Genomic DNA, 6,754 nt, shown 5'->3' with positions numbered 1-6,754 from the left:
AGACCAGCGTGACGAGCGCCAGGCCGGCAAGCAGCGAAGCGACGGCAAAGGCGGCGGCGGCATTGTACTCGTTATAAAGGATTTCGACATGCAGCGGCATGGTGTTGGTTAGCCCGCGTATGTGGCCCGACACGACCGAGATGGCGCGATGACGATCAGAAGCGGCGCGATCTCGGATTTGTAGGCGAGGTTGCCGGCGATGAAGATAACGGAACCGTACTCGCCGACGCCGCGCGCGAAAGCCAGCGCGAAACCGGTGACGATGGCCGGCGCCAGTCCGGGAAGCAGAACGCGGCTGATGATCTGGAAGCGATTGGCGCCGAGCGTTGCGGCCACTTCCTCCACCTCCTTGTCGATCTCCTCCATGATCGGCTGCACGGTACGAACGACGAAAGGCAGGCCGATAAAGATCAACGCGATGACGATGCCAAGCGGCGTGTAGGCGACCTTGATGCCGAGCGGCATCAGCAGGCTTCCGATCCAGCCGTTCGGTGCGTAAAGCGTGGTCAGCGCGATGCCGGCCACCGCCGTCGGCAGCGCGAAGGGCAGGTCGACCATGGCATCGGCGATGCGGCGGCCGGGAAAGTTGTAGCGCACCAGCACCCAGGCGACGATCGTGCCGAAGACGACGTTGACAGCGGCGGCAATGAAGGCGGTGCCGAAGCTGATTTCAAGCGCGTTGATGGTGCGGCGATCGGTGACGATCGCCCAGAAGTCGGTCCAGCCGAGCGCCGCCGAGCGCCAGATCAGCCCGGACAGCGGAATGAGGAGGGTGAGGAAGGCAAGCGAGAAGCCGAGCGTCAATCCGAAACCCGGAATGACGCTCGGCTGTCTGAACCGCCACCCCGCCTTGGCGGGCGTGCTGTGGTCATGTCGTCCTGATCTAAATGCTATTGGGCCGGCTTATAGATCTGGTCAAATATACCACCGTCGCCGAAATGGTAAGGCTGCGCCTTCATCCATCCGCCGAAAATTGGATCGTCGATGCTGATCCGCTTGATTTCCGGCAGTTTGGCGAGATCCTCCGCAGGCACCAGGTCGGGCTTCGCCGGACGGTAGTGGTTCTTGGCGATGATCGTCTGGCCTTCCTTGGAATAGAGATAGCCCAGATAGGCTTCGGCAACTTTCCGTGTGCCCTTGGCATCGACATTGGCGTCGACAACGGCGACCGGCGGCTCGGCCAGGATCGAGGTCGGCGGGATGACGATTTCGAACTGATCGGCGCCGAACTCGTCCAGCGCCAGATAGGCCTCGTTTTCCCAGGCGATCAGCACGTCGCCCAGGCCCTTGGCCGTCGAACCTGCGATCGGCAATGTCATTGATCGTGGACCCGGCGCTTCTCATCAGAAACGCGCCAAGGGTGAATAGCGCCAATTGCTGAACGGCGGGGATACCATGTGCCGCTTGGATCAATGCGGCCCAACAGGGAACAACGTCAGCCATATGCCCACTGGCCGATCCAGCCGCGCGAGCCGCGTGTAGGGCCGCCATGCACGCGGCAGCCGGCGATCCACCCAGTCACCTCTATGAATATCACTCAGGTCCGGTCGGCTCAAAGTCGCCATGAAGTAATCTTAATCCCGCGCAGAGAAAGGCATTTTCCTGTTCGGTTGAAGTGCCAAATTCGCAGCGTTGCGTATGCGCGCAATGGCAGCCTCGGGGTGGCAAGCGGAAGTCCAGCGTGAACGCGCGGAATAGTTGCTTTGCGGACCTGAGCCGGCATTAGGTTGCGCAAGCTGTAGCGGCTGATCTTGGCACGACCGAGACCAACGGCGGCGCTCACGCGCAGGACCGGCTCTTGAAGCCAGTGCCCAGCGGGCTCTACGCCAATAATGGGCGCTTTCCAGAATGACCGGAACGGCACGGCAATCGCTGAGCAAACCCTTCTAACCTTGGCCAGCGGAGCAATCACCTTTACGATTCGACCAGGATCACCAAGGACTCTGGCACCACTCCATCGAAGGCCATCGCATCCGCGGCTTCCTTGCTCTGCATAGCTTTCATCATGGCGTCCATGTCCGGAACGTCCATAAGAACGGCCACCCGGGTCGGATTTTGTGGATCTACAAATGTTCGTATGTTGGTCACGCCGAGCGGACCAAAAAGCTCTTTGCGCTTCGGCGAGTCGAGCCAGTGCTTCGCTCCTTTTGTGATGTTATGGTGGCCAATGACTGTCGGCATTGCATCCTCCCTATCGTGACGGCGAAGTCCGGCATCGCCAAGAGTGCCAAGATCCATCCCCGTCGAACCACGGAGCGCCGTTTTGGTTGGACTGTCAATTATTTCGTTAAGGACGCGGAAGAACGATTCGGAGAGGGCGTTTCTTCCGGACGGTTCGACCTCAATGAACCAGGATCGCGGTCACGCGGCTGTGGCTATTGACATGTGACATGCGCAAACAGCCGGACAACAACTGCAAGGGCCCGCGTGGCAGATATCGGGATCCAGCGCGGGGGTCGGAAAGGGCAGTTGCGGGAGTAGGGCTGCCATTCATGACCCGGCGGGCCAAGGTCGTCTTCGGGTCGACTCCGGCCGTAGAGCGAAGGTCCGCTGTTGAGAGCGGCGGTGAGGGTCCGGTAATGGCGCTACTTACTCGTTCAGGTGGCCGCTACAGTTGATTGCTAGAGTTAGTCTAGCGTGTCCAAGCGCCATGAAGCGAGCTTACAGCCAAAAGGAAAGTCGGCGGCCCATTTTTCAATGAGCGTTGCCCGAACCCGCCGACCTGCGGATTGCCATTGGCCCCGCGATTCGCAGCTTTGCCGGAACGGAGGCGTGCCGTCTAGCAATGTACGCGTGTACCATTTCAGCTGCGGAAGTTTTCAAGATCTCTGCCTTAAATCTTTCGGCCATTGCTCGCGCAATCTGTGCTGCCTATAAAGTCGCGCAGCACGAGGTGATCTAGGTTGCAGGGTTGGCGCGGCAAGCGTTCCTCGGCCAGGAATCAGGCGCCAGCGCTGAACAACGCAGCCGGGACGAGTTTCCGGATTCGTTACCGCCATCGGCGATTTGCTCACGGGCTTCGCAAGTCCACGGTGCACTCGTGAGACTCCTAATTGCGCTCCGCCGCGCCGAATGATTACGGAGTACTAGCCTGCCCAATCCCAGCGCGCCCAGAGTTCTGGCTCGCGTGTGAACCATTAGGCCGGCGGGACGTTGCTCTGCGGATCCAACAGCTGACGGCACGACCGTGGAGGAATCCAAGCATCATTCTACGCCTCAGAAACAAGACACGCCCGGTGCCTTGGCGAACTTTCCTTATGAGCGAATGACCGTCGAGCGATTTCGGGGGCGTTTCCGCGAGCGAGGTGGAACGACGAGCGCAGGAGCTGGTTTGTGCCGGGAAAGACGGCGCCGCTACCTCTTTGGCGACCTCTATTCGACCCGCGGGAGCATCATCAACCCCAAGAGGTGATGTCACATAAACGGAGATGGGCTGTCGTTGTGACTTTTGGGAATGATTTCAGGCGATCACGCCGGCAGCAGCTTTCCATTGCGCCATGGCATTCAAGCGGTGAAGATGGATCTGAAAGGCGGAGCGTTTTGAACGGGGCGGGACGAAGAGATTGCGGACTGCAGAGAACGTCGAGACGAAACGCTGGAGGCTCCCCGGTGACCGAAACCTTGCATCATCCGCTCTCGTTTTCGCAGTGGCACATGCGAATTCTCCGCTCTGTTGTTCAAGCCCTTGTGCGACCGGTGCTCGATGTCCGTCATGACTAGACGCCGCGCTGCTCCATAGGAGCCGAGCTTGTCGGTGATCATGCGCTTCGGCACCTGGCCCTGCTTCTTCAACAGCCGTGTCAGCACGCGCTTGGCGGCCTTAGTGTTGCGCCGGGTCTAGCCGATCTCGTCGAGCACATAGCCGTCCTGGTTGACGGCCCGCCATAACCAATGCTTCTTGCCGGCGATCATGATGGCGACTTCGTCGAGGTGCCAGATATCATTTCGACTGGGCTGCTTGCGGCGCAGGCGCCGGGCGTAGTCCAGCCCGAACTTCTTTCCCCACCGACGGATCGTCTCGTAGGAAACGACAATGCCGCGCTCCAGCAGCATTTCTTCGACACGACGCAGGCTCAGCGGAAATCGATAATACAGCCACACCGCGTGGGCGATGATCTCGGGTGGGAACCGATGCCGTTTGTAGCTGATCTGCGAAGTGTTCGTCCCCAGCATCTATCGCAGCGATCCCTGACACGCGGTTACCGTGACAACGCCCCTGGGAGCGCCTGGACCAAATCGGGTGCCCAGTTCTAATATGTGGCGGGTGGTACGACGGGATCGCTCTACCGTCATCTCAGGAATGCATGGTGGGAAGACTCCCGAGGGCGACCTTGCGGATGTTCGAAGGTGGCCATCTATTTCTCTGGCAGGATAGCTCCGCGTTCGCCGAGATCGTCCGGTTTCTTGCAAACGAGGAAGCCGGCTAAAGGGCGAACACGAATTTGCGCCGTGCGAGGCTGCGTGAGGCCATGGACGTCCGCGCCTTACTGAGGCAAGACCGGTCGCGTCTATGTTTAGGCGGCGAGCCACATTGCCTATGCCTCGCTCGATAGCATATTGCGGGCGGCATAGAGTTCGGCAATGAAGTCGGTGATCAAGGTCGAATTGATGCCGTCCGGCGGGCGCAGGAGTAGCGCGCGGAAATTGACGGCCGGCTCGAATGGCCTGGCCAAAATGCCGCCGATCATGCGGTCCGCAATGACGGAGGGATTGACCAAGCCAATCCCCATGCCCTTCGCTGCAAGGATAGCGATGGTCAGGCCGTAGGGCGTTTCGATCAGGATGCGCGGCCGTACCCCATGCGCGGCCAGGATCTTGTCCATCGCGAGCCGAGCCGTATCTTCCGGCGACAATGCCAGGAAAGCCTCGTCGGCGAGATCGGCCGGCGTGATCATCTGCTTCCGCGCCAACCGGTGGTTCTTCGGCATGACGCAAACGGCGCGCGGCGTGGTGAAGATGCTGTGCAGCACGCCGCTGGTGTCGACCTCGTCGGCCGCGAGCCCGATATCGAAACTGCCAGACGCGACCAGGTCGCGCACGATGTTGGAGGTGCGGACCTGATAGCTGATGCGCACCTGCGGATGCCGGCGCGAGAACGCTACTATGGCGCGCGGCACCAGCCCATGCCCGAGCGCCGACAGGCTAGCGACACGGATGGTACCGGTGCCGACCTCCTTGATCTGTGCCGCGCGCAGCTTGAGCCGGTCGAGCCCGACCAGGTTGGCTTTCACCTCGGCATGGAACAACTCCCCTTCGCGTGTCGGCACCAGCCTGCCACGAATGCGGTCGAAAAGCCTGAAGCCGAGTTCGGCTTCTAGCTTGGCTAGCGAACGGCTGATGGCCGGCTGCGAGGTATCCAGCAGCGCGGCCGCCGCGCCGGCGCCGCGCGTGATCATGATCGCGTTGAAGACATCGATGTCGCGCAGGTTCATAGTCAGCCCATATCAAAAGCGAATTAACTTTATCGCTGCGGTCATAGATGGCAATGGATGAGCCCGCTAAGTTTCGCCCATGAACCGACGCGACGACACTTCACATGTCCATCCTCCCAAGCGCTCCGAGGAACCGTTCCAGGCGGTGGCGATGCCGGTCGAGCGAGCCTCGACCGTGGTCTTTGACGATCTGGAATCGTTCGAGCGTCGCGTCGAGCGTCTGTACGACGGGTTCAGCTACGGACTTTACGGCACACCGACCAGCCGGCAGCTCGAAGATCATATCGCCGTGTTGGAATGCGGATCGCGGGCTCTCGTCGTCCCGTCGGGCATGGCGGCCATGACGCTGGCGACCATGGCTGTCTGCCGTGGCGGCGAAAGCGTTCTGATCCCGGAGACGCTCTATGGCCCGGCGCGCGACATGGCCGAGCGTTTTCTCGGCCCACTCGGGATCGAGGCGGTTTCCTACGATCCACGGCTGGACGCAAGCATCGCGGCGATGATCGACGGCAGAACGCGGCTGGTCTGGGCAGAATCGCCTGGCTCAGCCACCTTCGAAGTCCAGGATGTGCCCGCCATCACAGCCGCGGCCCACAAGGCCGGCGCGCTCGTCGCGGCCGACAACACCTGGGCATCGCATCTGCTGTTCAAGCCGCTCGCCCATGGCGTCGACATCTCGATGCAGGCGCTTTCCAAGCACGCCGGCGGCCATGGCGATCTCCTGATGGGTTCAGTCTCAGTGCGCGACGAGGCGCTGTTCCGACGCCTGAAGGACACGGCGCGCTTCCTCGGCTACGGGGTCTCGCCGGAGGATTGCGCGCTGTGCGAGCGTGGCCTGATGACGATGCCGGTGCGCATGCGTCATGCCGACGCCACCGCGCGCAAGATCCTCGCCTGGCTATCGGAACGCCCGGAAGTCGCGCAGATCTTGCATCCCGCGGAGCCTGGCCATCCCGGCCACGCGGTCTGGAAGCGTGACTTCGCCGGATCGGCGGGCGTGTTCTCCTTCGTGCTGCGGCCGGAACTGGCGCCACTGCAATCCGATGTCCTGCGCAGCCTGCGGCTGTTCAAGCTCGGCGCAAGCTGGGGCGGCGTGCATTCGCTGATTGCCGTCAGCGATCCGCGCAAAGGGCGCGCCAGCCTCGATTGGCTGAAGCCCGGCCCGGTCTGGCGCCTGTCGATCGGCCTTGAGGCGCTCGAAGATCTTCTGGCCGACCTTTCCCAGGCCTTCGAACTCTTTGATGAAGCCCGGCGCAACGGAACCGCAGCAGCCGACGCCAAGGCCGCCGAATGATTAGAACCTCAACGAGAAGGGGAATGAC

General features: G+C 61.5%; 3 protein-coding genes and 4 pseudogenes. 1 reads left to right on the top strand and 6 read right to left on the bottom strand.

The window, feature by feature from the left end:
* The 6 genes and pseudogenes from cysT to NKJ20_RS25755 all read right to left on the bottom strand — a co-directional run.
* A pseudogene (cysT, locus tag NKJ20_RS25780) lies at nucleotides 1–894 on the bottom strand (sulfate ABC transporter permease subunit CysT); the annotation flags it as partial.
* Nucleotides 891–1,289, bottom strand: a pseudogene (locus tag NKJ20_RS25775) (substrate-binding domain-containing protein); the annotation flags it as partial. The pseudogenes cysT and NKJ20_RS25775, both read right to left, overlap by 4 nt.
* 1 nt (nucleotide 1,290) lies before the next feature.
* Nucleotides 1,291–1,565: pseudogene (locus tag NKJ20_RS25770) on the bottom strand (UbiA family prenyltransferase); the annotation flags it as partial.
* Nucleotides 1,566–1,914: 349 nt separating this feature from the next.
* The gene (locus NKJ20_RS25765) at nucleotides 1,915–2,181 is read right to left on the bottom strand and encodes a hypothetical protein (protein ID WP_023680946.1); all 267 of its coding nucleotides are present in this window, start codon (nucleotides 2,179–2,181) and stop codon (nucleotides 1,915–1,917) included.
* Nucleotides 2,182–3,460: 1,279 nt separating this feature from the next.
* Nucleotides 3,461–4,173 (bottom strand): annotated as a pseudogene (locus NKJ20_RS25760) (IS6 family transposase).
* A gap of 362 nt (nucleotides 4,174–4,535) precedes the next feature.
* Nucleotides 4,536–5,432: a LysR family transcriptional regulator gene (locus NKJ20_RS25755; protein WP_352508715.1), complete on the bottom strand. Its 897-nt coding sequence runs from the start codon at nucleotides 5,430–5,432 to the stop codon at nucleotides 4,536–4,538.
* A gap of 79 nt (nucleotides 5,433–5,511) precedes the next feature.
* On the opposite strand from NKJ20_RS25755, the gene NKJ20_RS25750 reads away from it, so the two are divergent.
* Nucleotides 5,512–6,726 (top strand): trans-sulfuration enzyme family protein, encoded by a 1,215-nt coding sequence (locus NKJ20_RS25750; protein WP_352747943.1) that lies wholly within the window; start codon nucleotides 5,512–5,514, stop codon nucleotides 6,724–6,726.
* The last annotated feature ends 28 nt before the right edge of the window (nucleotides 6,727–6,754 follow it).

It is taken from the genome of Mesorhizobium sp. M0185, assembly GCF_040322175.1.
GTDB lineage: Bacteria > Pseudomonadota > Alphaproteobacteria > Rhizobiales > Rhizobiaceae > Mesorhizobium.
This window is presented reverse-complemented; position numbering and strand designations above follow the sequence as displayed.